The sequence below is a fragment of the Idiomarina seosinensis genome (assembly GCF_044797955.1).
Lineage (GTDB): Bacteria > Pseudomonadota > Gammaproteobacteria > Enterobacterales > Alteromonadaceae > Idiomarina > Idiomarina seosinensis_A.
Map to the genome: position 1 here is coordinate 2,076,510 of NZ_CP085211.1, position 22,983 is coordinate 2,099,492.

23 protein-coding genes are annotated in these 22,983 nt (G+C 49.4%); 13 read left to right on the plus strand and 10 right to left on the minus strand.

Annotation, left to right across the window (positions count from 1 at the left end; genetic code table 11):
- Positions 1-144: 144 nt before the first annotated feature.
- Positions 145-1,260, plus strand: a complete 1,116-nt coding sequence (gene cfa / locus LG288_RS09820) for a cyclopropane fatty acyl phospholipid synthase (protein WP_404400069.1) — start codon at positions 145-147, stop codon at positions 1,258-1,260.
- On the opposite strand, the gene LG288_RS09825 is transcribed toward cfa, so the two are convergent.
- Positions 1,261-2,307 carry an AI-2E family transporter gene (locus LG288_RS09825; protein ID WP_404400071.1) on the minus strand — a complete coding sequence of 349 codons (1,047 nt, stop codon included), beginning with the start codon at positions 2,305-2,307 and terminating at the stop codon, positions 1,261-1,263.
- A gap of 125 nt (positions 2,308-2,432) precedes the next feature.
- Between LG288_RS09825 and LG288_RS09830 the strand changes: the two genes are divergently transcribed.
- Together LG288_RS09830 and LG288_RS09835 are read left to right on the plus strand one after the other, a co-directional pair.
- Positions 2,433-2,729, plus strand: a complete 297-nt coding sequence (locus LG288_RS09830) for a metalloregulator ArsR/SmtB family transcription factor (protein WP_404400073.1) — start codon at positions 2,433-2,435, stop codon at positions 2,727-2,729.
- 14 nt (positions 2,730-2,743) lie between these two features.
- The gene (locus tag LG288_RS09835; RefSeq protein WP_404400075.1) at positions 2,744-2,950 is read left to right on the plus strand and encodes a hypothetical protein; all 207 of its coding nucleotides are present in this window, start codon (positions 2,744-2,746) and stop codon (positions 2,948-2,950) included.
- On the opposite strand, the gene LG288_RS09840 is transcribed toward LG288_RS09835, so the two are convergent.
- Positions 2,898-3,461, minus strand: a complete 564-nt coding sequence (locus tag LG288_RS09840) for a gamma-glutamylcyclotransferase (RefSeq protein WP_404400077.1) — start codon at positions 3,459-3,461, stop codon at positions 2,898-2,900. The two genes, LG288_RS09835 and LG288_RS09840, sit on opposite strands and share 53 nt — an antisense overlap.
- A 140-nt stretch (positions 3,462-3,601) precedes the next feature.
- Between LG288_RS09840 and LG288_RS09845 the strand changes: the two genes are divergently transcribed.
- Genes LG288_RS09845 through yghU form a run of 5 tightly spaced genes read left to right on the plus strand, consistent with a single transcriptional unit; the run spans position 3,602 to position 8,268 of the window.
- Positions 3,602-4,093: a DUF962 domain-containing protein gene (locus tag LG288_RS09845; protein ID WP_404400079.1), complete on the plus strand. Its 492-nt coding sequence runs from the start codon at positions 3,602-3,604 to the stop codon at positions 4,091-4,093.
- Entirely contained in the window at positions 4,090-5,343 is a 1,254-nt protein-coding gene (locus tag LG288_RS09850) for a mechanosensitive ion channel family protein (RefSeq protein WP_404400081.1), read from the plus strand. Before LG288_RS09845 ends, LG288_RS09850 begins: the two co-directional genes overlap by 4 nt.
- Positions 5,340-6,176 carry an alpha/beta fold hydrolase gene (locus tag LG288_RS09855; RefSeq protein ID WP_404400083.1) on the plus strand — a complete coding sequence of 279 codons (837 nt, stop codon included), beginning with the start codon at positions 5,340-5,342 and terminating at the stop codon, positions 6,174-6,176. Before LG288_RS09850 ends, LG288_RS09855 begins: the two co-directional genes overlap by 4 nt.
- Entirely contained in the window at positions 6,163-7,404 is a 1,242-nt protein-coding gene (gene kynU / locus LG288_RS09860) for a kynureninase (protein ID WP_404403092.1), read from the plus strand. The genes LG288_RS09855 and kynU overlap by 14 nt, the downstream gene beginning before the upstream one ends.
- 27 nt (positions 7,405-7,431) lie before the next feature.
- Positions 7,432-8,268 carry a glutathione-dependent disulfide-bond oxidoreductase gene (yghU, locus tag LG288_RS09865; RefSeq protein WP_404403093.1) on the plus strand — a complete coding sequence of 279 codons (837 nt, stop codon included), beginning with the start codon at positions 7,432-7,434 and terminating at the stop codon, positions 8,266-8,268.
- Here yghU and LG288_RS09870 read toward each other — a convergent pair.
- The 3 genes from LG288_RS09870 to LG288_RS09880 form a co-directional block, all read right to left on the minus strand.
- Entirely contained in the window at positions 8,265-9,017 is a 753-nt protein-coding gene (locus LG288_RS09870) for a sulfite exporter TauE/SafE family protein (protein ID WP_404400085.1), read from the minus strand. The genes yghU and LG288_RS09870 overlap by 4 nt on opposite strands.
- 111 nt (positions 9,018-9,128) lie before the next feature.
- Complete coding sequence (locus LG288_RS09875; RefSeq protein ID WP_404400087.1) at positions 9,129-9,761, minus strand: peroxiredoxin; 633 nt, start codon at positions 9,759-9,761, stop codon at positions 9,129-9,131.
- A gap of 31 nt (positions 9,762-9,792) precedes the next feature.
- Entirely contained in the window at positions 9,793-10,689 is an 897-nt protein-coding gene (locus LG288_RS09880) for an MBL fold metallo-hydrolase (RefSeq protein WP_404400089.1), read from the minus strand.
- A 240-nt stretch (positions 10,690-10,929) separates the two neighbouring features.
- Here LG288_RS09880 and LG288_RS09885 point away from each other — a divergent pair, with 240 nt between their 5' ends.
- Both LG288_RS09885 and LG288_RS09890 read left to right on the plus strand, forming a co-directional pair.
- Positions 10,930-11,799: an MBL fold metallo-hydrolase gene (locus LG288_RS09885; RefSeq protein ID WP_404400091.1), complete on the plus strand. Its 870-nt coding sequence runs from the start codon at positions 10,930-10,932 to the stop codon at positions 11,797-11,799.
- Positions 11,800-11,814: 15 nt separating this feature from the next.
- Complete coding sequence (locus tag LG288_RS09890) at positions 11,815-13,551, plus strand: TIGR01244 family sulfur transferase (protein WP_404400093.1); 1,737 nt, start codon at positions 11,815-11,817, stop codon at positions 13,549-13,551.
- Positions 13,552-13,620: 69 nt separating this feature from the next.
- On the opposite strand, the gene LG288_RS09895 is transcribed toward LG288_RS09890, so the two are convergent.
- From LG288_RS09895 to LG288_RS09915, 5 genes are read right to left on the minus strand one after another with little or no spacing between them, the layout of a single operon-like run.
- Positions 13,621-15,276, minus strand: coding sequence for an amino acid ABC transporter ATP-binding/permease protein (locus LG288_RS09895; RefSeq protein WP_404400095.1), 1,656 nt, complete (start codon positions 15,274-15,276; stop codon positions 13,621-13,623).
- Positions 15,276-16,928 carry an ABC transporter ATP-binding protein/permease gene (locus tag LG288_RS09900; RefSeq protein ID WP_404400097.1) on the minus strand — a complete coding sequence of 551 codons (1,653 nt, stop codon included), beginning with the start codon at positions 16,926-16,928 and terminating at the stop codon, positions 15,276-15,278. Before LG288_RS09900 ends, LG288_RS09895 begins: the two co-directional genes overlap by 1 nt.
- A 22-nt stretch (positions 16,929-16,950) precedes the next feature.
- Complete coding sequence (gene cydB / locus LG288_RS09905) at positions 16,951-17,961, minus strand: cytochrome d ubiquinol oxidase subunit II (protein ID WP_404400099.1); 1,011 nt, start codon at positions 17,959-17,961, stop codon at positions 16,951-16,953.
- 11 nt (positions 17,962-17,972) lie between these two features.
- Positions 17,973-19,358, minus strand: coding sequence for a cytochrome ubiquinol oxidase subunit I (locus LG288_RS09910; protein WP_404400101.1), 1,386 nt, complete (start codon positions 19,356-19,358; stop codon positions 17,973-17,975).
- Positions 19,359-19,372: 14 nt separating this feature from the next.
- A complete protein-coding gene (locus LG288_RS09915; RefSeq protein ID WP_404400103.1) occupies positions 19,373-19,936 on the minus strand; it encodes a DUF3365 domain-containing protein in 564 nt (187 codons plus the stop codon).
- 117 nt (positions 19,937-20,053) lie between these two features.
- Here LG288_RS09915 and LG288_RS09920 point away from each other — a divergent pair, with 117 nt between their 5' ends.
- From LG288_RS09920 to LG288_RS09930, 3 genes are all read left to right on the plus strand, one after another.
- Entirely contained in the window at positions 20,054-20,983 is a 930-nt protein-coding gene (locus LG288_RS09920; protein WP_404400105.1) for an HDOD domain-containing protein, read from the plus strand.
- A 76-nt stretch (positions 20,984-21,059) separates the two neighbouring features.
- Positions 21,060-22,412 (plus strand): NADP-specific glutamate dehydrogenase, encoded by a 1,353-nt coding sequence (gene gdhA, locus LG288_RS09925; RefSeq protein WP_404400107.1) that lies wholly within the window; start codon positions 21,060-21,062, stop codon positions 22,410-22,412.
- A gap of 9 nt (positions 22,413-22,421) precedes the next feature.
- Complete coding sequence (locus LG288_RS09930) at positions 22,422-22,967, plus strand: DUF3750 domain-containing protein (RefSeq protein ID WP_404403095.1); 546 nt, start codon at positions 22,422-22,424, stop codon at positions 22,965-22,967.
- The last annotated feature ends 16 nt before the right edge of the window (positions 22,968-22,983 follow it).

Here is a 22,983-nt window from a genome sequence, read left to right on the forward strand (position 1 = left end):
CCTCAATATTACTGATTTAGGCTCAATAGTATCTCGTCACTGTGCAATAGGTGCAACTGAGATCACTGTATTGTCTACTCGCCAGCTTCTTGATAGTTTACTAAGCTAGTTTCATATTCAGAATCGAGCAACAGGGATTTGACGATGGCAACTTCAAAAGCCTATGCAGAGGAACTACTGCGCCGAGCGGATATCCGCCTTAACGGCGACCGCCCGTGGGACATGCAGGTCCACGATGAAAGCGTCTTTGACCAGGCACTATCACGCGGTAATCTAGGTTTAGGAGAGAGTTACATGGCCGGGCTCTGGGACTGCCCGGCGTTGGATCAATTTTTTTACCGCTTACTGCGCTCCGGTATTCAGGATGAAGTGAACCCCGCACGACTCATTTTTCACTCACTGAAAGCCCGGGTGTTTAATCTTCAGGACTCCGAACGCGCCTGGAAAGTAGGCCAGCACCACTATGATATTGGTAACGAGCTTTACCAACGAATGCTGGACGAGCGGATGGTTTATACCTGCGGCTACTGGCGCAACGCTGATAACCTCGATCAGGCGCAGCGGGATAAGCTGGAGCTTAGCTGCCAAAAACTTCAGCTTAAACCGGGGATGCGAGTTCTGGATATCGGCTGCGGCTGGGGCAGTTTCATGCAGTACGCTGCCGAGAACTATCAAGTCGAATGTGTGGGTGTGACCATTTCTAAAGAGCAGGTTAATATGGGAAATCAGCGCTGCGAAGGGTTACCGGTTGAATTTCGGTTGCAGGATTACCGCGATCTGGACGAAAAGTTTGACCGCATCATCAGCCTGGGCATGTTCGAGCATGTTGGGCAGAAAAACTATGACGATTACATGACTGTTGCCCGGCGCTGCTTAAAAGACGACGGTCTGTTTTTACTTCACACCATTGGTAAAAATGTCACCGATACGGCGGCCGACCCCTGGATTAGCCGGTACATCTTCCCTAACGGTGAAGTGCCGTCGATTTCGCAGATTGGTAAAGCTATAGAGGATTGCTTTGTGGCAGAAGATCTGCATAATTTCGGCGCTGATTACGATAAAACACTGATGGCCTGGTTTGATAACTTCGATCAGGCCTGGCCAGATTTACAATCGCAATTCGACACCCAATTTTACCGGATGTGGAAATATTACCTACTGTCCTGCGCCGGCGCCTTTCGGTCCCGAGACATCCAGCTATGGCAGTGGGTTTTATCACCCGAAGGGATAGAAGGGGGCTATCAGCGCCCCTTTAAATAGCTAGTCAGCGGTATTAAATTCCCGCATAAAAATTGCCCAGAAGGCCATAAACAGGGCTGCTACCAGTGGCCCTACAACAAACCCCGTTATACCAAACAACGTTAAACCACCTAATGTTGAGAATAACACCACATAGTCCGGGATTTTAGTATCACGGCCGACCAGTATCGGCCGTAAAATATTGTCGGCCAGACCGATCACTATCGCACCGAAGGCGATCAGTATCAGCCCTTTCCAGATACTACCCATAGCTAACAGATAAACGGCCACAGGCAGCCACAGTAAACCGGCACCAATCGCCGGTATTAATGATAAAAAGGCCATCACGACGCCCCATAGCAGAGCGCCCGGCAACCCCAGCAACGCAAAAATCAGTCCGCCTAAAGCTCCCTGTATAGCGGCTACAACAATATTGCCTTTTACGGTTGCGCGGGCAACCTCAGCAAATTTAGCGAACAACTCTCGCTCTCGCTCGTCGCCCAAAGGTAACGCGCGTACCATAAGATCCACCAGCAAGTGGCCATCGCGTAACAAAAAGAATGTTAAGTAAACCATCAACGCAACGCTGACCACAAAGCTAAAGGTATTTTGTCCAAAAGAGAGTGCCTGCTGCGCCAGCGTGCGGCTGGCCGTTACAGCCAGCTCCGATAATTTACTGCGCAGGTTGTCCGTTGATACCCCAAAACGCTCCAGCAATTCGGGAATAAACGGAAAAGCGGTTTCGATTTGTTGTAAAAACTGACCTGGACGAATCTCCCCGGAATCCAGCTTTTGATAGACCTGGACGCCCTCCTGAACAAAGGAATAAGCAACGCCAAGGACCGGTAAAACCACTATGACTACAGCGATAGATAAGGTTAAAAGTGCGGCCCGGTTGGGCTTTTCGCCGATCCATTGCTGCATTTTACGCTGTAACGGATAAAAGATAATGGCAACGGTACAGGCCCAGAATATCGACATCCAGAAAGGCTTCAGAACCCAGCCAAATGCTAAAGTGACCGCAAGCAGCATGAAAATAAAGGAGCGAATCTCGAGTTTTTCTTTCATTACAGAGTCCTTTTTGAAACAAACAATAGCGGTCAGTTTCAGGGTACTTTACTATCAGTGCGCGGCAAGGCACAATTTTTGTTATTATAAATGGTCCGTCAACTGAATAAAGAGAAGCATACATCATGAATCCAGAAGTCATGCGATCTTCGTCAACTGAAGCCGCTCGCGTAATGCAGTTACTATCGCATCCCGATCGGTTGCTGATTTTGTGTTTGCTTAGCGAAAAAGAATTCAGTGTCGGAGAAATCGAACAGCGCCTTGATTTACAGCAACCAATGTTGTCCCAGCACCTTAACCGTTTAAGGCAACAAGAGCTTGTCGATACCCGTCGGCAAGGCAAATACATCTACTACCGACTGGCAGACAGTAAGACAGAGCAGGTTTTAAAACTGCTGTATTCATTGTATTGCCAGCAATAAATAAGGCAGCCACTATGAGTGAAAAAGACAACTCGAGAGAACGTGTCTACCAGGTATCCAGCAACCGCGGCAGCTCGAAACATAAACTGCGCTATGTCGAAGCATCCCTTCCGGCCGACAGAGATTGCCGATTATGTGTTGGCTCACTGGCCGATATTACTGAACAGCCTAAAGATACTGAACAAGATGATGACGAATCTTCTCCACATGAGGATCAGTAACGCCCAGTTCAGCCAGGCCGGTATGTAGCTTCAACAGATATTCTGCATTACTTCCGCTTGGACCGCTGGAGCCGGCAATATGACGGGCAATATCAGCTTCGGGTGCTGCTCCCAGAAAAGCCGCATTATCTTCTGTTGCAATATAAACTAAGCCCTGGTCCTGCGAGCCATCGTCAAACGACAATGGCGTAAAAAAGCGCAGATAACCGTTTTTTTCGCGGTGGTCCAGGTGCTCAAAAACTTCCGGCGTTACCCGATAGGCCATACCAGTACATAGCTCGCCCGGTGTTTCGACTAACGTTAGTACCCGGCCCGGTTTTTCTGGTGTTCCGCGGTGATCATGAGAACCCTGCCAAAAACGCCGACTCCAGCCTTCAATAGTTGCTGCTTTGCGTTCCAGGTACGGAAAGTCCACTTTATAAATTAACGAGCCATAGCCAAACAGCCAGACTGAGTGATGCTGACTTAAATCCTGACGTTGCTTATTTATCAGTGTTGTATCCTGGGACATTATGATTCCTGTTTGTCGAGTAATGGACAGCTTGTCTGGGCTAGTCAACGTGCATCGGTTAAGATTGACAGCAACCTGCTTGCATAGCAATCTTACGGATTGACCTGACTGACTGGCACAAATTGTAATGGAGCATCCCGATGAGTAGCAAATCCATCGCAGAACATCTGGCACAGTACGCTGATTATCATCGTGACCGCCGCAATGTAATCACACACCTTATTGGTATCCCGTTAATAGTCGTAGCCATACTGATTTTACTTAGCCGGCCGGATATCAGGTTAGGCTACCTTATTTTGACACCCGCTAATTTGATCGTTTTTGCTGCCGTTATTTTTTATATCCGACTGGATATACGGCTTGGCTTATTAATGACCGTGCTTCTGTGGTTGGCGCTAACTGTGGCGCGGGATGTTGCCGCATTAGAAACGTCTTTATGGCTTAGCTGGGGCATCGGCTTATTTATTATCGGCTGGGTTTTTCAGTTTATCGGACATTATTTTGAAGGTAAAAAACCGGCATTTATGGACGATGTTATGGGGTTGGCTATCGGCCCCCTGTTTGTGGTCGCAGAAGTGTTATTTATGCTGGGCTTACGCCAGGATCTTAAAAACGCTATTGAGAAACAATGATGAACTATCCCGACTGGTTTAACCGCTGGGCTGAACAGAACTCATGGACGTATACCGTGCTGGCAGCCTTTACCCTGCTTGTTGCGGTATGGCTTTCACAGTTAATCACTAAGCATATTCTGTTACGCGGCATCGGTAAATTATTATCCAGAACCCAGCTGGGGAGTGACCCCAGTGTTGGGTTGACCGTTATTGTCGGGCGCTTCGCTCAGGTCGTGCCGGCACTGATTTTGTCTTATGGCATCGCGTTTGTACCGCAATTGCCCGAGACACTGGTAGCAGTTATCCGCAATGTCGCACTGGCGTACATTGTACTGACTGTCGCCCGAGCTATCAGCGCCGCAATGAGCAGCTTAAACTTGATTTATTCGCGACGCCCGAATGCTCACCTCAGGCCCATCAAGGGCTTTTTGCAAATCGGACAAATCATTGTTTACCTGGTAGCTTCGATCCTCATTATCGCGGTTTTAATTGATAAGTCGCCGATTATTCTGTTGTCCGGTATCGGCGCGATGGGCGCAGTAACCCTGTTAGTCTTTCAGGATACCCTACTGTCCTTTGTCGCCAGTATTCAGTTGTCATCCAACGATATGATTCGCGTTGGCGACTGGATCGAAATGCCCCAGCTGAATGCCGATGGTGATGTTATCGATATGGCCTTGCATACGGTCCGGGTACAAAACTGGGACAAAACCATTACCACCATTCCAACTAAGCGTCTTATCAGTGATTCTTTTAAGAACTGGCGCGGTATGCAGGAGGCCGGGGGGCGGCGGATAAAACGATCGTTATTTATTGACCAGAACAGTATTCGGTTTTTAGACGAACCGCAGGTACAGTCTCTGAAGCGTTTTGCCCTGCTGACTAATTACTTAACGACTAAGGAAAAAGAGCTTCAGGCCTGGAATAAGCAGCTGACAGACCAAGGTAGCGATGCCATTAATACCCGTCAGATCACCAACATTGGTACCTTCAGGGCATACATTGAACGCTATTTGCAGCAGCACCCGAAAGTTGAACATAATATGACCTTGCTGGTTCGCCAGTTAAGCCCGACTCCACAAGGCCTGCCAATCGAGGTGTATTGCTTCACCAACGATATACGCTGGGAGTTTTACGAGGCTATTCAGGCAGATATTTTTGACCACCTCTACGCTATTTTACCGCAGTTTGATCTGCAGGTTTATCAGGAAACCAGCGGCATGGATGTGCGGCAGGCAATTGCAACAGCCAGGGATCACGCCCAATGAAGGTATTTTTGCCGGGCATTATTATCAGTATAGCCCTACTAAGCTCGACCCTGGTTTTAGCGCAACAACGACAAGGCTTTTCCTATCAGCAGGTGATGCAGTTGCCACAACAACTGCCTGTAAAACAAGTGCCTTATGGTAGCGGACCGGAACAAACCTTGCACATCTGGCCTGGTCAGCCACAACAACCGGCGCTATTTTTTATTCATGGCGGTTGCTGGTTATCAGAATACGACGTGCAGCACAGTTATCCGCTAAGTGCAGCACTCAATCGCCAGGGCTATACACTGTACTCAGCCGAATATCGACGCAGCGGCGAATCAGGGGGTGGCTGGCCAAAAACCTTTACTGACGTTCGTAACGCTTTCCGCCACTTCATAAGGCAGCACCAAGCAAATTCTGAGGCGCCTGTTATTGTCGTCGGACACTCTGCAGGTGGCCATCTGGCTTTGTTATTGGCAGCTGATGAAGAGTTCAAAGCCGATATTGATGCAGTTGTTGGTCTGGCCGCCATTACCGATATTAAAGTTTATGCAGGCGGACAGAACAGCTGCGAAAAAGTCACCCAAGACTTTATGGGAGCGACACCTGAAGCGGCGCCCGAACTGTATACAGCAGCTAATCCGGCAGAACAAAATAACCACCCGAATATCACTTTGCTGCAAGGTGCCGCCGATAACATTGTCAGCCCCGACTATGCCAGCGCCATCAGCCCGGCCCGGGTTCGCTTGATAGACGCAGCCGGTCATTTTGACTTAATTCACCCAAAAAGTGATGCTTTTAGCGAATTGCTGAGCATTCTGAGAGATGTTGTTTATGATCACCCGCAATGAAGTTATCCAGCGAGACGACAATGACCCGCTGGCCAGTTATCGGACAGAGTTTGACTTACCGGATAATACAATTTATCTGGACGGTAACTCACTGGGAGCCATCCCCCACCGAGTCAAAAAACGAGTAGCGGAAACTGTAGAGCAACAATGGGGTAATGACTTAATCACCAGCTGGAACAAACACCAATGGGTCAATCTACCGGAAATTGTGGGTGAAAAAATAGCTCCCATTATCGGCGCCGGTAAAGGTCAGGTAATATGCTGCGATTCTATTTCTGTTAATTTGTTTAAACTGCTCAGTGCAGCGCTATCTTATAATGGTAGTCCTGAACGGCGCTTTATTCTCTCCACTGAGGATAACTTCCCTACCGATGGCTATATTGCACAGGGCCTACAAGAACTGCTCGGAGCGGGCCAATGCCAATTTAAGGCTGTCGATGAAGAGCAGTTGTCCGCAGCCATTGATCAACAGGTCGCGGTGGTTCTGGTTACTGAAGTCAACTTTCGCAGTGGTCGGCGGCTGGATATTAATAAACTAACACAAAGGGCTCACCAAAACGGCGCTCTGATTGTGGTTGACCTGGCTCACAGTGCCGGTGTTATGCCTGTGGACCTGGACGCCTGGCAAGTTGATATGGCCGTTGGCTGTACCTATAAATACCTTAATGGTGGCCCCGGCGCCCCTGCTTTTTTGTACCTTAACCGAAAATGGCACAGTAAAATAAAACAACCGGTTGCCGGCTGGTTTGGACACCGCTCGCCGTTTGACTTTAATCCTGACTATCAGGCCAGTAGTGGTGTAAAGCAATTCTTAGCCGGCACTCCCTCAATCTTATCAATGGCAGCAGTCGATAGTGCACTGGAGTTATTTGCTGAGATTGATATGCAACAAGTAAGGCTTAAATCGCAGCAGCTGACGAGCTTATTCCAGCAGCTGGCTGAGCAATATCAGTTAACCCGTCATCTCAGTTTGCTGTCGCCGCTACTTGCTGAGGCCCGAGGCAGTCAACTAAGCTATGCTCATGACCAGGCTTATGGCATTTGTCAGGCTTTGATAAAACGGGGCGTGGTCGCTGATTTCCGTGCGCCCTGCTACATTCGTTTTGGTTTTGCACCGTTATATAACAGCTATACTGATGTTTACGATGCGGTTGCTCAACTACGGCACGTCATTGAGCAACAAGAACATTTACAAAAACGATGGCAGCAGCGCCAGGCCGTCACCTAATAAGCGTTAGCATTGCAGGAGATAATGATGTCAGATGATAGTTATCAGCCACCGGCCGTCTGGCAACAACCAGATGGCAGCGGCGGTAAGTTTTCCAACATTAACCGACCGGTTTCAGGGGCCACTCACGATCACGCTCTGCCGGTAGGCAAACAACCTTTACAACTCTATTCGGTCGCCACACCTAACGGCCAGAAAGTGACCATTATGCTCGAAGAGCTGCTCGCACAAGGCATTTCAGAGGCAGAATATGACGCCTTCTTCATCGATATTATGGAAGGTGACCAGTTTAGCAGTGGCTTTGTCGAACTGAATCCTAACTCAAAAATTCCGGCTTTGTTTGACCAGTCCGCTAACCCACCCGTTCGCGTGTTTGAATCCGGCTCAATCCTTTTGTACCTGGCTGAAAAGTTTGATTCACTCATTCCACAGGCCGGAGCTTTACGAACCGAATGTCTTAACTGGCTGTTCTGGCAAATGGGCAGCGCGCCTATATTAGGAGGTGGTTTTGGGCATTTTTATGCTTATGCGCCGGAGAAATACCGTTATCCCATCGACCGCTATACCATGGAAGTGAAGCGTCAGCTGGACGTGTTAGACAAACAGTTAGAACAGCACGAGTTTATCGCCGGTCCAGACTACACTATTGCTGATATTGCCATTTTCCCCTGGTATGGTGCTTTGGTTCGTAATGAGGTTTACGAAGCTGCCGAGTTTTTACAGACTCACACCTATAAAAATGTTATCGCCTGGGCCGAGAGGCTCGCTCAACGGCCCGCCGTACAACGTGGCTTGCGAGTGAATAAGACCTGGGGCCCGGAACACGAGCAGTTGCGCGAACGTCACAGTAAGGACGACTTTTAAACGACAGATTTAGTGATAACAAAGATCCCCATCAGCACCAGAAAAACTGCAAAGCCTTTTTGTAGTTTTTCTTTTGGCAGAGAACGGCCGATGCGAGCTCCCAGGATACTGCCTAATAAGCCACCGGCAATCATAATACCTATAACCAACCAGTCGAATTGCACGTCATTAGAAGACATGACCGCATAATATTTAAAGAAACCGGCAACAGATTTAATAACAATGATTAACAGACTGGTTCCGATTGCCACCGGCATCGACAGACCGGCTAATAAAACCAGTGCCGGGACAATAAGAAAGCCACCACCAACCCCGACAAAGCCAGTGATAATACCAACTATCAGCCCCTCCAGAGTCACCTTAAGGTAATTAATAGGATTGATTTCGGAAGGAGGTTTAGGCTTGCTACGCCACATCAGCGCAGCAGCAACAATCATTAGCAAAGAAAAAGTCAGTAGCTGCCAGCGGCTGTCGACTATGGTACCAAACCATGCGCCCCCGTAGGTTCCAATCATACCGGGAATACCGAACACCCAGAAATGGCGCCAACTGACATTCTTTCTGCGGATATAGGATATTGAGCCAAACAGGCTGATACCCGCCACGATCAACAGGGACGAGGCAATGGCTTCACCCGCGGGCATCTCAACCAGGTACATCAGTACGGGCACCGTTAAGATTGAGCCGCCCGAACCAAATAGCCCCAGGCTGATACCTATGACAACGGCCCCTAAAACCGAAAGAAGCATGCTGCTACCTCATATACCTTAAAAGAATAAAGTTATTCGAGTTTACACTAAATAAAAAAGCCGCGCTAGTCGCACGGCTTTTGCTGTTTTTACTAACACTTAATCAGTGAGTTATTTATCTAAATCAGTTAACCGTAGGTAAGGGCGTAAAGTTTCCCAGCCTTGCGGAAATTTAACCTTAGCGTCTTCATCCGACACACTGGGCCGGATAATGACTGATTTTCCGGGCTCCCAGTCGGCCGGGCAGGCAACTTCGTGCTTATCCGTTGTCTGCAGCGCATCAATAACCCGCAAAATTTCAGCAAAGTTCCGACCCACGGTCATGGGGTAGGTCATTGTCAGGCGAATTTTCATGTCCGGGTCAATAATATAGACGGAGCGGATAGCGGCATTATCGTCTTCATCCGGGTGAATCATATCGTAGGCCTGCGCCACCTGCTTATCCTTGTCGGCAACAATGGGGAATTCAAGCACCGTGTTCTGGGTTTCGTTAACATCACTGATCCAGCCCAGATGCTCCTCTACCGTATCTGTCGACAGCCCCAGTGGCTTAACGTTGCGTTTGGCAAATTCCGGCGCCAGCTGTGCAGTACGGCCCATCTCGGTAGTACAAACCGGCGTATAATCGGCCGGGTGACTGAAGAAAAAGGTCCACGAGCCTTTTGCCCACTCATGAAAGTCTATCGTGCCAGTAGTTGTTTCAATGGTAAAATTTGGTGCGGTTGTTCCAATTCGTAAACTCATCGCTAGTTCCTCTTTATATGGTCTTACACTATTAAAATTTGTTAGCCGGAATTTTGAAGTAATGTTCTCCATCATTCTCAGCCGGTGGTAACTGCCCTGCACGCAGGTTTACCTGCAGCGCATGTAACATTCGATCCGGTAATGCCAGGGTTGCGTCGCGCTTGTCCCGAACCTTACGATACTCTGATTCATCTACCTGGCCGGATAAATGAACATTTGATTCTTTATGTTGCGCAACAGTGGCTTCCCACTGAGCTTCGCGCCCACCTTTGCCATAGTCGTGACCGACAAACAGCCGGGTGTCATCAGGCAGACTTAAAATGCGCTGAAGACTGTTCCATAAATCCGCTGACGAGCCTCCGGGGAAATCAGCTCGTGAAGTTCCGCTGTCGGGGTACATAAAGGTATCGTGTACAAAAGCCGCATCGCCGACGATGTAAGTAATTGAGCCCAGCGTATGGCCCGGCGACAGCCATACCTCCACCTCTAAGTCGCCAATAGCAAAACGATCGCCTTCCTTAAACAGGCGGTCAAAGTCGGCCCGGGGATTAAAGGCGCCGGGGAGATTGTAGTACTGACTCCAGAGCTCGGCTATTTCGCAGGTTTTTTCGCCAATTGCATTGGGGGCACCAGTTTTTTCTTTTAAGTAACAGGATGCCATAAGATGGTCCGCATGGGGATGCGTGTCCAGCACCCACTCTATGGTCAATTCGTTATCATGGGCTAACTGTAACACCTCATCAGCACTGTCAAACGATGTGCCTGCATTGCGCGGATCAAAATTTTGCACAACATCAATAAGCGCCGCTTTTTTAGTCGCAGGGTCAGCAACCAAATACTGAATCGAACCCGTGTCTTTTTCATAAATCCCCCAGACATCAGGAGACTGGCTACCCGATGACGGGCTTTTACGGATTATACTCTTCATAAAGCACCTCCTTTAGATTGGTTATAAGGATATAACACTATGTTTTTTACGCAAGTAAAGCAGGCTGTTGATAAAGCGATTACAACAATCGTGTTTTTCAATCTGTATTTTTGTTCTAACGGAACAGGTAACTATAGCAGATTGCTATTTGAACATTAGTTGGGTAAAGAGTATGGTTTAATCATGGTTATATGCTTATTTTGTTTTGCTATATAAAACAAAAACAGATTGGGGTTTAAAATGACACAGCAACCGATTGTTACGCACTTTTTTGACGAGCCGACCAACACCTACAGTTATGTGGTGCAGGACCCGGCTTCAAAACACTGCGCCATTATTGATTCAGTACTTGATTTTGACTATGCCGCCGGGCGCACAGACACAACGTCTGCCGACCAAATTCTAGATTTTATAAGCGAACAGCAACTGACAGTTGACTGGATTCTGGAAACTCATGTCCATGCAGATCACTTGTCTGCCGCACCCTACTTACAACAAAAAACCGGCGCAAAATTAGGCATCGGAGAGCACATTAAAACCGTGCAGGACACCTTTGGTAAAGCGTTTAACGCCGGTACCGAGTTTGCCCGCGACGGCAGCCAATTTGATCGACTGTTTTCCGACGGCGATCAGTTTACTATTGGCGAGTTACAGGCAGAAGTATTGCACACGCCCGGACATACCCCGGCCTGTCTGACTTACGTTATCGGTAACGCAGCTTTTGTAGGTGACACACTCTTTATGCCTGACTTTGGTACCGCACGCTGTGATTTCCCCGGCGGGGACGCCCGTATATTGTATCAGTCAATCCAAAAGGTATTTGCTTTGCCTGATACTACCCGTTTATTTATGTGTCATGACTATAAAGCACCGGGGCGTGACGAGTATGCTTTCGAGACAACGGTCGCCGAAGAAAAACAAGCCAACATCCATGTCGGTGGCGGTAAAACCGAAGACGAATTTGTAAAAATGAGGACCGAGCGCGACGCCACACTAAATATGCCGCGCTTAATTTTACCTTCCGTTCAGATCAACATGCGCGCCGGACAAATGCCACCGGCAGAAGATAATCAACAGCGTTATCTTAAAATTCCGCTGAACTTATTTTAATTGTGAGCAACCACTATGGAAATTCGTAAATTAAGTCCGTTTTTAAGCGTATCCCCGCAGTTAAGCATTGAAGATGTTGGTGTAGCGGCGTCTATGGGCTTTAAAACGCTGGTCTGTAATCGCCCGGATAATGAAAGTGACGATCAAATTAATGCCGATGCCATCGCTAAGGCAGCGCAACAAAACGGCATGGTATTTGAACATTTACCGGTTGTTTCGGGTCAAATAACGGATACTGATGTTGATCAATTCAAAGCCTTAATGGATAGCGCGCAAGGCCCTGTTTTGGCTTACTGCCGAACCGGCACCCGATCGTGTACTTTGTGGGCGCTGGCAGAGTCTTATCATTTAAGCACCGATGCCCTGCTGGATGCGGCTAAACAGGCTGGTTATGATTTAACCGGGCAGAAAGCCCGTTTAGATGAGGGACGCCATAGCCAACAGGTTAACACTTCTGCTTCAGCTGCCAGCCGTCACAGCGTTGTCATTATCGGCGGCGGGGCCGGTGGCCAGTCGGTAGCAGCAAGTCTTCTGCAGCGTCAGCCTGGTTTGGATATTGCTATTATTGAGCCTCAACAGACTCATTTCTATCAACCAGGCTGGACTCTGGTGGGCGGCGGGGTTTTCGACCGGGATCAGACCAAGCGGCCGATGAAGTCGGTCATGCCAAAGCAGGCAAAATGGTATCAAACAACAGTAAGTCAGTTTTTACCGGAGCAGCAGCAAGTCCGGCTGGAAAATGGCGATACCCTGGCCTATCAGACATTGGTTGTGGCAACCGGCCTGAAACTTGACTGGGACGCCATTCCGGGATTAAAAGAAAGCCTCGGTCAACATGGCGTCACTTCCAATTATCGGTTTGACCTGGCCCCTTATACCTGGAAGCTGGTGCAGTCGCTACAATCGGGTACCGCCCTGTTCACCCAGCCTGCGATGCCAATAAAATGTGCCGGCGCGCCGCAGAAAGCCATGTATTTATCCTGTGACGAATGGCTGCGCGAAGGCGTTCTGAACGATATTAAGGTCGAGTTTTGCACTGCCGGAGCGGCGCTGTTTGGGGTTAAGGACTATGTTCCTGCGTTACAGGAGTATATCGAAAAGTACTCGATCGGATTGCAGTTTCAACACAACTTAATCAGTGTTGATGGGCCAAATCAACAGGCTACTTTTTCAGTAACCGACAGTGACGGAAACAGCGAAGAAGTCACCAAATCTTTTGACATGCTTCACGTCTGTCCACCGCAGGTCGCTCCGCAAGTCATTGCCGATAGCTCGCTTGCAGATGCGGCCGGCTGGGTGGATGTTAGCCCGGAAACGCTGCAGCACAAAAAATACGGTAGCATTTTTGCAGTTGGCGATGTCAGCAATGCTCCCAACGCCAAAACCGCTGCAGCGGTGCGCAAGCAAGCCCCGGTGGTGGCCGAAAACGTACTTTCAACATTGGCCGGCAAACCGTCGATGGCTGTTTATGACGGCTATGGTTCCTGTCCATTGACCGTAGAGCGTGGAAAAATTGTATTGGCAGAATTCGGTTACGGCGGCAAGTTGCAACCCACATTCCCGTCCTGGCTGGTCAATGGCACCCGACCGTCCCGTTTATCCTGGTTTTTAAAAGAGAAGATGTTGCCCTGGCTTTACTGGGACGTGATGCTTAAGGGTAAGGAGTGGCTGGCGAAGCCTCGTCATCTGACTCACAAGCCCGAACCTCACGCAGCGCCAGCAGCCTGTAACTTTGAAGAAAAAAACAAGTAATCACAATATCAACTCACTGCGTTCCCAACTTGTGGTAGTCACGTTTCTCTCCCGTGACTACCACTTTTTTTATTGCAGTTTAACGACCTCGCCCAGATGAGCCGCTAAGGCCGGCAGTTGCAATGGGCTAACATGGCTAATAATGATCCAGGTGCGGTCCGGGTAAACCTCGATCATGCGCATAATAATACTCAGCATCAGTTGCCGTTCAACGCCGGCAAAAGGCTCGTCCAGCACCATTACGGGTTTATTCTGCAATAGTGTCCGGGCCAGGGCTATACGTCTGAGCTGCCCGCCGGAAAGCTGAACCCCCCTTGGGCCAATGGCTGTATCGAGTTGCTGCGGCAACTGCTTAACGGTAGCTGTTAAGCCAACGACATCAAGAACTTGCCAGTATATTTTTTTGCCCATCTGCCGTCTTGCCGGGTTCAGGTTTTCTTTTATCGAAGCGCTAAAAATTTCTGTCTGTTGGGTTAAATAAGCACTTATCGCTGACAGCCTTACCGGTGGCTCAGTCTGGATCGCACCACTGATATGGTGTTCGGGGTAAGCTCCGATTAGCGCCTCGGCCAGAGTACTTTTACCAACCCCTGAAGGGCCTTCAATCCAGTGCAGGTAGCCGGGCTTAAACGTAGCAGTCAGGTTTTTTATCAACGTCCGTTGCTGCCGGCTAACCGACAGCTGCCGCAGTTGTAGCGTTACCGGCCCGATATCAGCTTCTTTTGTTTCCGGCTGTTCACTTTTCGTTATCGGTGGTGCCGGCTTATCGCTTAACAAACTGCGGGCGGCTGCTACGGTTTTTCCGTAGTTGGCCCACTGCGTAGACAACTCAGTGGCCAGTTCTTGCCAGGCCAATGCTGAAAGCGCCAGCATGATCACCTCAGCTGCACCAATACGCTGTTGCTGAAAGTCAGAGAACACCAGAAATAAAGTTATCAGCACAACCAGCTGGGCAAGGCTTTCAACTAAGAGCTGGCGTTTTTGTTGTAAGCGCGTGTAATTTAGTTCAAATTGCTCCAGCCTTTCGGTTTGTTCCATTAACGCGCCGCTGTGGTGATCAAACTGATCCCAGGCTAATAACTCAGCCATCGATTCAGTCAGATTCATAGCCTGGCGCCGCGCCCGTTGCTGGTGCAAAAGAGAGGCCACAGCAAGACGCCGGCCACGCTGGGCGCTCTGTAGAGTAAGCCCGAGAATCAGTAGCGCAAACAGTAGTAAGGCTGAGCTGGCCAGCGGATTGTATAACCACCAGAATAAGGCCAGCGCCAGTGTCGCCAGCGAATAAACCATCAATGGCATTGTCAGCCGCAATAGCAAATTGTCCATGCTGTCTAAATTGCGGGTCAGCTGCTGCACCGCATCCGCCACACGAAAATGCAAGCTGCGTTGCAGCGGCATTGTCTGCATGTGACGAAACAAAGCGACACGCCAGCGCGCCTGCAGCTTTAACACCAGATCGTGGTTAAGTACCCGCTCCAGATAGCGGCTAACTGTGCGAGCAATGGCAAAAAAACGAATACCGGCGCCCGGAGTATAAATATCGAAGCCGACGTATAAGGCCGCAGCAGTAATAAACCAGCCCGATAATGACAGCAGGCCAATAGCAAACAAAGCCGTAGCTAACGCAAAGCCGATGCCGATAAACAACTGCAAGCGGTAGTGGCTTAACTGTTTTAACCAGGGCGCCAGCCGTCGCCAGTCTCGCTGCCAGTGAGATTGTGGCATTATGATAGCTCCAGATGTTGATCAGCTAATGCCATTAACGCCGGATCGTGGCTGGCGACAATTACGGTTCGCCCCTGCCTCGCTAACTGCAATAAATTTTGGCGAATGGCTTCGGCTGATACCGGGTCAAGATTCTCTGTCGGCTCATCAGCAATAACAGTGGCCCGATCTGCCAGAATACAGCGTGCTAATGCCAGTCGCCGCCGCTCACCACCCGACAGACCAAGCCCCTGTTCTCCCAGTCGGGTATCAAGGCCCTGGCTAAGTTCAGATAACATGTTGTCCAGCTTCAGCTGCTGAAAAACATCAATAATTTTCTCATCGCAGCTGCGCTGAAACAGATTAACATTAGCGCGTACCGACGCTGCCGTTAAAAAAGGCTGTTGAGCAAAATAGGCAACCTGCTGTCGACTTGAGGAATTATCTGCAAAGCTGTGATGGCTCGATTTCAGGCTGCCGCCGAACTGACTTTGCCCTAATAAAACCCGTAATAATGTGGTTTTTCCGCAACCCGAGGGGCCGCTAACAACGGTCAGCTGAGCGCTATGAAGGGTGGCATCGGGATAGCAAAGCTGCAGATTATTCGCTACCTGCACCGTCAAATTCTGCCAGCACATTACAGCGCCCGAATTATTGACCTCGGCTTTCGCCTCTGACCGCGGCGTCCACCTGTGATCATTTAATAAGACGGCCGCCCCAACGGCCGCCGCCCGATCGTGGTAACTTTGCGCAAACTGCCGCAGTGGCGCAAAATACTCCGGCGCCAGCAGCAGGACAAACAAGCCACTGAACAAAGTCAGTTGATCCGCTGCCAGCCAGTCAATATACCCAAGCAGGCCAAATCCCACATAGAGCGCAACCGCGGCAATTGCTACACTGGCAAAAAACTCCAGCACCGCCGATGACAAAAAAGCAACTCGTAACGTTTTCATGCTGGCCTTTCGGTAGCGCTCACCTGCCATGGCCACATCATCGCGCGCTGCATCACCGGCCGCAAATAACTGAATACTGGCCAAATTACGCAGTTTATCGGTAAACACGCGGCTCAACGCGTGGGTTTGCTCGGCGTGCTGCTGGCTTAAACGCTCAGCCCCCATCCCCACTAACGCCATAAAAACGGGGATAACCGGGCCACTGACCAACAGTAAGAAGCCCACTACGGGATTAATATAAAAGCAGGTTAGTAATACCAGGAGGGGTGAAAAAAAGACCAGATATTGTTGCACCAGATAACCACTAAAATAACCTTTTAACGCTTCTACCGGCTCGAGCAATAGTGCACCGTCCTCGGCTGTTAGCAGTTGCCCGCTTATCTGCTCCTGTTGCCAGCGTTTTAACCGGCGGGCTCGGGCAAGCTGAACCGCCTGCAGTGTTGCCTGCTGTAATCTTCGTTGCTGAACATAAGGTAAGTAGAACCGTAAAATACTGGCCATCAGCAGCACTAAAATCACTGTGGACTGAGCAGCCAGGGTTTCGCCTTCGGCTAACACCGCCTCAGCAATCGCTGCGATGCAGCCAAGTTGCAGGATGATCGAAAGAGTCCTTAACAAGCCCAACAAAAACGCCCGCTGAATAGGGCGTTTTACGGCGGCAGCTAAGCTTTTCAAATACTGCGAGGCCTGTTTCAAGTCCGCATCTTGCTCAGCTTTCATTTTACTTTCCCCGGTATCGCTTTTAGTGATACCCCGAATCGGCTGTTACTTTGCCGCGGAATACCCAGTAGGTCCAGGCGGTATAAACCAAAACAACAGGGATGACAAACAACAGCCCAATCAACAGGAATAACTGTGATTCATGCGCTGATGCCGCATCGGCTAAAGTGTAGTTTGGCGGCACCACGTAAGGCCATTTACTGGCCAGTAAGCCCAGGTAAGTAAAAACAAACAACCCCATGGTCGCGATAAAAGGAGTTCCCTCGCGCCGCGCCTTAACCGAGCTATAAATCCAGTAAGCACAGGCCAGCGCCAAAACAGGTAGCAACCAAATGACTGAAATACCGTCACCAAACCAACGGTTAGCAACGAACTCGTCAACAAAAGGCGTCCAAATGCTGATAATGGCGAAGATAACGAGCACCAGAAGCAGCAGGGGGTTAATCAGTTTATAGGCCCACTGCTGCGTAGAACCTTCAGATTTCATAATCAGCCAGGTAGCTCCTAATAGCGCATACCCTGCGACCAGACCAACACCGGTTAAAACAGTAAACGGCGTCAGCCAGTCCAGTGCTCCCCCGACATAACGCATGTTTTCGGTTTCAAAGCCCTGGATGTAGGCACCTACCACAGCTCCCTGAGCAAACGAAGCAACGGTCGAGCCGATTGCAAAGGACCAGTTCCATAAATAGCGGGAGGAGTGCGCTTTAAAACGAAACTCAAACGCAACGCCGCGAAAAATGAGCCCCGCCAGCAGCAAAAACACACCAATATAAAGCGCAGGTAAAAAGATGGTGTAAACCAGCGGAAAAGCCGCCAGCAAGCCCGCTCCACCCAGCACCAGCCAGGTTTCGTTGCCGTCCCACACGGGAGCCACGGAGTTCATCATAATATCGCGGTCCTGTTCGCTGGGCGCAAACATGAACAAAATGCCCTGGCCTAAATCAAAGCCGTCCATCAGTACATACATGATGACACCAAAAGCAATGATTCCGGCCCAAATATAAGTTAAATCAAAAACGGGTTCAGTCATCAGAAATATCCTTAATCAAAGCTTGCATCGGCAGCAGACAACGGGCGTTTCGGCCGCTGTTTCTCGTCACCTTGTTGTTTAGCATCTTCTTCAGTGCCTGACCTGACGACCCGGGTCAGGTAGTAGGCGCCAGCAGCAAACACGCAGGCATACACCAGGAAATAGCCGATCAGTGTAAATAAAGCCATACCGCCGGTCAGTGAAGGGGTTAATCCCTCAGCATGCGTCATTTGCCCGTAGACTAAATACGGTGCCCGACCAACCTCGGTAACAAACCAACCAGCAAGCACTGCTATAAAGGGGCTTAGTGTCATCAACCGTAAGGTCTGCAGAAACCAGCGGGAATGCATGTAAGCCCGATTACGTCGTAACACTAAGCCAATAACCGCTACCAGCACCATTAATAGCCCCATGGCCACCATAATACGGAACGACCAGAATACGATCGGCACATTGGGTTGCAGTTCAGGCGGCTGCTCTTTTACGCCGGGAACTACCCCGTTCCAGTCATGGGTTAAAACAAAGCTGGCTAACTTGGGAATACCCACTTCAAAATGATTGGTTTGCGCTTCTTGATCCGGGATTGCAAACAACAATAGCGGCGCGCCTGCCTGAGTTTCCCAGTTACCTTCCATGGCTGCCACTTTTGTCGGCTGGTGCTTAAGGGTGTTCAGCCCGTGCAGGTCACCGATGAATACCTGTAGTGGTGTTAAAAACAGCAGCAACCAAAGGGTCATTGATAAGGCTTTACGATGCAGCTCGGTATCGCGCTTCTGGATCAAGAACCAGGCACTAACACCGGCAACGACAAAGCCACCCGTTAAGAAAGAGGCCAGCCCCATGTGCGCAAAGCGATACCAGAATGACTCATTAAATATAGCTGCGGCCCAGTCCACGACATGGTAAATGCCGTTATTGATTTCGACGCCGGCCGGCGTTTGCATCCAGCTGTTCGCGGATAAAATCCAGAACGACGAAATAAAGGTACCGATAGATACCATTAACGCGGCAAAAAAGTGAACGCCGTTGGGTACTTTGCCACGGCCGAATAACAACACACCAAGAAACGCGGCTTCCAGAAAAAAGGCGGTGATAACTTCATAACTTAAGACAGGCCCCAGAAAATTAGCCGTAGCCAGCGAAAAGTTACTCCAGTTGGTGCCAAACTGAAACGACATTACGATGCCCGAGACCACCCCCATACCAAACACGACAGCAAACACCTGAGTCCAGAACGCACCCAGACGCTCCCACTTAGGGTCATCCGTTTTAAAAGCAAGCCCATAAACCAGAGCAATGTATGACGCCAGACCGATAGTAAAAACCGGGAAGATGGCATGGAAAGACACAACAAAGGCAAACTGAATTCGCGACAACAATAGCGGATCAAGTTCCATGTCTTATCTCCTGATTATTCAGCTGATTGACGGGAGGTAACAACAAAGGCTCCCCTAACATCTCCAACGTCAAAGCCGGTAGCCTGATCATTGGGGTAACGTTTATTGATCGCCTGTTGCAGTTCAGGCTTAATTGAGGAGCCGTGGCATGCTGCACATTGCGGCTGCATGACAATGGCCTTCATCCAGACCTCGTTGCCCTGACTATTAGTATAGGTGGTCATCGGCACTTCACTACTGCCTTTGGCTTGGCTTTGCTGCCATTGCTGCTCGAATTGCTTCAGAACTTCTTGCTGCTGCGAAGTAGGCCGATTATCCGGGTTACGAACCTTAAGAGCTGTCCGGCCGACGCTAACACCCAGTTGATCACTGACTGAGTCGGCTATTTCCGGTGCCTGTTCATTACATACCTTTATCGCTGCCACATGACCTTCATTTTGTATCGTTGTCATCAATACCTTACCCAGCCGCTGCTGCAATTGTCCGGCAGCCTGCTGGTAATTGTCGGCGCTGGCCAGCGCCGCAGTCGATACGGCAAGCATTGACGCCAGTAACAGATTAATCGTACTCTTACTCAAGCACATGACTGCTCCTTTCAGTGATTTGAAGCAATATAATATATGCTTATGAATTAAAGTTCTATTGCTTCCCGCCGAGACAATTTGTCGCATCCAGATTAAAGGGTTGATATCACGGTGAGTAACTCAACAGATGATCAGGACTTCTCCAATGTCGATATCGACGAAGTCCGTAAACACATTGCCAAGCTGCCAATGCTGCCGGTTGTTGTTTACGAATTAATGAAATACGACCCTGACAGTAAAAATTTTTACGATGTGGTGCTCAAATTGGCCCGGTCGGATCCACCGCTGGCGACGGCCCTACTCGGTTATGCTAATTCAGCAGCGTTTGCTCAACATCAGTCAACTCGGATTTCCAGCGTTAAAGCTGCTTTATCCAGAGTCGGTGCCAAACGCCTTTTTCAACTGCTTTTCACCGGCACTGTGACCCGTGTTTTTTTACCTCATAAGACCGAGCATCGTCACTTGTGGCGACATTCCCTGCAGGTCGCTCACTTTGCTGCCTACCTTATCGAATATCAAAAACAGTCGTCAGTTGATCCGCAACAGGCCTATATGGCTGGTCTGCTGCATGATATCGGCCGTTTTGTAATGTTGCAATTAGCACCCCATGCACTGGACAAAACAGACGCGGAAGGCTGGCACAGCGCTGTAGAGCTCGTTGAAGTAGAAAAACGCATCACTGGCCATACCCATTCCGAAGTCGGTCTTATGGCTTGTAAGCGTTTGCACCTGCCCAGACTTATTGCCTTTGCCGTTGAATACCATCACCAGCCAGAAATATTAGAAAGCCGCAGCTTAACTGACGAGAACCGACAACTGTTGACAGCAATTATGGTCGCTGATGAGTTAAGCTTTTTTATCAGTGACAGCGATAAAAATCGTCATTTACCCCCCAAAGAATTAAAAAAGCAGCTACAGGAACACGTATTAAGTGAGCACCTTGATACCGATCTGATTGCTTTTAATCGCTTATGTTATGAGTTTGAGTCGGTACTCAAGCACATTGATGAGGTACTGGAAACCTTTGGTATTCACTCATAACGTCTATACTGCTAACTGATCTTGATCGTGTTTCGACACTTATAATAGAACTCATTGACGAAATAAAAGGATAGCTATGGCGTTTATTAAGGATACTATCGAACAACTCAAATTTAGCAGCCCGGCGCAAAGTGAATTTTATCAGGCCGTTGAAGATGTGCTCGAGTCCATAGAGCCGATTATTGAAGAGCGCCCGAAATACCGTGAGCAGGCAATAATTCAGCGCCTGGTTGAGCCAGAGCGGCAGATTATGTTTCGGGTACCCTGGGTTGATGACAACGGCCAGGTACAAGTTAATAAGGGATATCGAGTTGAATTCAACTCAGCACTAGGCCCTTACAAAGGCGGATTACGATTTCACCCCAGTGTAAACGCTGGCATTATTAAGTTTCTTGGCTTTGAACAAGTTTTCAAAAACGCCTTAACGGGTTTGCCCATCGGGGGTGGCAAGGGTGGTGCTAACTTCGATCCAAAAGGCAAATCCGACGCAGAGATTATGCGCTTCTGCCAGTCTTTTATGAATGAATTGTATCGCCACATTGGGCCAACTACCGATGTGCCTGCGGGTGATATTGGCGTGGGCGGACGAGAAATTGGCTACCTATTCGGTCAGTATAAGCGTCTGGTCAACCGCTTTGACGGTGTACTCACCGGTAAAAGTACACTCTGGGGAGGTTCATTTGTTCGTACTCAGGCAACCGGCTATGGCGCGGTTTATTTCGCCCAATGTTTGTTGGACGATAATGACGACAACATCAGCGGCAAGCGGTGCTTAGTTTCAGGCGCTGGCAATGTAGCCATTTATGCTATTGAAAAATTGTATCAACTCGGCGCCAAGCCCGTAACCTGCTCCGACTCTGGTGGCACCATTTACCATGAGCAGGGCATCGATCTGGACTTATTAAAACAGATTAAAGAAGAAAATAACGGCCGCTTGTACGAGTACCTCGACACACACAGTGAAGCAGAGTACACACCCCGAGATGATTACCCCAAAGACGGGCATTGTGTTTGGCGTTACCAGGCCGATCTTGCTTTACCGTGCGCTACGCAAAACGAGTTAACGGAAAAGGACGCTCAGGCCCTGCTTGAAAATGGCTGTCGCTACATAGTCGAAGGTGCCAACATGCCCTGTACACAAAGCGCTGTTGACCTGTTTATCGAAAATAATATCAGCTATGGCCCGGGTAAAGCAGCAAACGCCGGCGGTGTGGCGACCAGCCAACTTGAAATGGCGCAAAATGCCAGTATGCAACGCTGGACCTTTGACGAAGTCGACACCAAGCTGCAACACATTATGCGTAACATCCACCGCGACGCAAAGCGCACCGCAGAGGAATTTAATCACCCTTCTAACCTGGTGCTTGGCGCTAATATTGCTGGTTTCCGCAAAGTGGCCGATGCCATGATTCAGCAGGGCGTTGTCTAGGTGAAAAACATTAACCAACTAACAACCGCAGTAATCGCGCTGGTGTTAGTTACGCTAACGGGTTGCTCTTCCGGGGACTGGCGTTCTGCCTCCCGGGAGTCAGCCGGCATTGCTCCTGACCCGAAAGTACAGTCGGAGGCAGTAATTGAAGCCTATGCAGCAGATGCCTTTGGATGGCGTGGCTGGTTTGCGGTACATACCTGGATTGCGGTTAAACCCAACAATGCCAATGAATATACCGTTTACGAGGTGGTTGGCTGGGGTGTTGATGAAGGGCGTCCGGCGCTGCGCATCTACCAAACCCAAACGCCTGATCGATATTGGTATGGTGCTGAACCTAAAAAACTTCTGTCCCTTAACGGTGACCAGGCAACCGAACTGATTCCGCGCATACAGCAAGCGGCTACCCGTTACCCCTGGGCTGATGAATACGAAGTATTACCGGGACCTAACAGTAATACCTTTCCGGCCTGGATTGCATTGCAAATTCCCGAGCTGGGGCTGCAACTGCCATTTAGTGCTATCGGTAGCGGTTACGCCGATAATGACCATTAATCCAAAATGTGGGACA

Excerpts from the sequence above, each read along its gene's own strand:
- LG288_RS09885 (WP_404400091.1), top strand. The coding sequence starts at position 10,930 with ATGACACAGCAACCGATTGTTACGCACTTTTTTGACGAGCCGACCAAC.
- LG288_RS09880 (WP_404400089.1), bottom strand. The coding sequence starts at position 10,689 with ATGAAGAGTATAATCCGTAAAAGCCCGTCATCGGGTAGCCAGTCTCCT.
- LG288_RS09850 (WP_404400081.1), top strand. The coding sequence starts at position 4,090 with ATGATGAACTATCCCGACTGGTTTAACCGCTGGGCTGAACAGAACTCA.
- LG288_RS09825 (WP_404400071.1), bottom strand. The coding sequence starts at position 2,307 with ATGAAAGAAAAACTCGAGATTCGCTCCTTTATTTTCATGCTGCTTGCG.
- cydB (WP_404400099.1), bottom strand. The coding sequence starts at position 17,961 with ATGACTGAACCCGTTTTTGATTTAACTTATATTTGGGCCGGAATCATT.
- LG288_RS09840 (WP_404400077.1), bottom strand. The coding sequence starts at position 3,461 with ATGTCCCAGGATACAACACTGATAAATAAGCAACGTCAGGATTTAAGT.
- gdhA (WP_404400107.1), top strand. The coding sequence starts at position 21,060 with ATGGCGTTTATTAAGGATACTATCGAACAACTCAAATTTAGCAGCCCG.
- LG288_RS09900 (WP_404400097.1), bottom strand. The coding sequence starts at position 16,928 with ATGAAAGCTGAGCAAGATGCGGACTTGAAACAGGCCTCGCAGTATTTG.
- LG288_RS09890 (WP_404400093.1), top strand. The coding sequence starts at position 11,815 with ATGGAAATTCGTAAATTAAGTCCGTTTTTAAGCGTATCCCCGCAGTTA.
- LG288_RS09910 (WP_404400101.1), bottom strand. The coding sequence starts at position 19,358 with ATGGAACTTGATCCGCTATTGTTGTCGCGAATTCAGTTTGCCTTTGTT.
- LG288_RS09845 (WP_404400079.1), top strand. The coding sequence starts at position 3,602 with ATGAGTAGCAAATCCATCGCAGAACATCTGGCACAGTACGCTGATTAT.
- LG288_RS09870 (WP_404400085.1), bottom strand. The coding sequence starts at position 9,017 with ATGCTTCTTTCGGTTTTAGGGGCCGTTGTCATAGGTATCAGCCTGGGG.
- LG288_RS09830 (WP_404400073.1), top strand. The coding sequence starts at position 2,433 with ATGAATCCAGAAGTCATGCGATCTTCGTCAACTGAAGCCGCTCGCGTA.
- LG288_RS09895 (WP_404400095.1), bottom strand. The coding sequence starts at position 15,276 with ATGCCACAATCTCACTGGCAGCGAGACTGGCGACGGCTGGCGCCCTGG.
- LG288_RS09875 (WP_404400087.1), bottom strand. The coding sequence starts at position 9,761 with ATGAGTTTACGAATTGGAACAACCGCACCAAATTTTACCATTGAAACA.
- cfa (WP_404400069.1), top strand. The coding sequence starts at position 145 with ATGGCAACTTCAAAAGCCTATGCAGAGGAACTACTGCGCCGAGCGGAT.
- yghU (WP_404403093.1), top strand. The coding sequence starts at position 7,432 with ATGTCAGATGATAGTTATCAGCCACCGGCCGTCTGGCAACAACCAGAT.
- LG288_RS09855 (WP_404400083.1), top strand. The coding sequence starts at position 5,340 with ATGAAGGTATTTTTGCCGGGCATTATTATCAGTATAGCCCTACTAAGC.
- LG288_RS09835 (WP_404400075.1), top strand. The coding sequence starts at position 2,744 with ATGAGTGAAAAAGACAACTCGAGAGAACGTGTCTACCAGGTATCCAGC.